Annotated in this window: 1 pseudogene; it reads left to right on the forward strand. The window is 57.8% G+C overall.

The annotated features are described in order from the left end of the window. Window positions 1-600, forward strand: a pseudogene (locus WM40_RS27295) (pilus assembly protein PilN); the annotation flags it as partial. Window positions 601-669: the final 69 nt, after the last annotated feature.

Here is a 669-nt window from a genome sequence, read left to right on the forward strand (position 1 = left end):
GTCTCGGCACCAACGGTGAGCAGCACCTATTCAGCGATGAGTTTCGGCGCCACGATCACTGGAGGGCGTCTGTCCGGATCAACCGCAGCGATTCAAGCGCTCTCGACACTCGGTCATATGAGCGAAGTTATTTCGAAAACAGGCATCACGCAAAACGGCAAACTGTTGGGCTTGCAGGAGGCCAGCGAAGAGGGCTATGTGCAGTCGACGTCGACCACGACGACGACGAACGCGGGCTCTACCACCTCCATCCAAACCAGCACCCTGGTGCCGGGCTTTACGAGCACCTTCCTGCCCAAGATGGTCGACGGCAAAATCCTGCTCGACTTCGATATTACGCTGTCGAACCTGGACAGTCTGACCACTTACACAACCAATAGCACGAGCGTGCAGTTGCCGACGATGAGCATGACTCGCCTGACACAGAGCGTGCTCCTCAAGCCAGGCCAGACCTTGATCCTGACCGGCATGAACAAGCAGAAGACCACGACCACCAACAACGGCACCGGCTCGGCTTTCCTGCCGATTTTCGGTGGCGGGCTGGATGCCGCCAAGGACGACGCGATGATCGCGGTCGTCATCACCGCGCGTCTGATGTAACGGGGGAGGGGAGACCATGAATACGCAAATCATTCGTGTAAGTGTTGGCGCACTGAGCGTTGCCTTGAT

Source organism: Robbsia andropogonis (genome assembly GCF_000970345.1).
Taxonomy (GTDB): Bacteria; Pseudomonadota; Gammaproteobacteria; order Burkholderiales; family Burkholderiaceae; genus Robbsia; species Robbsia andropogonis.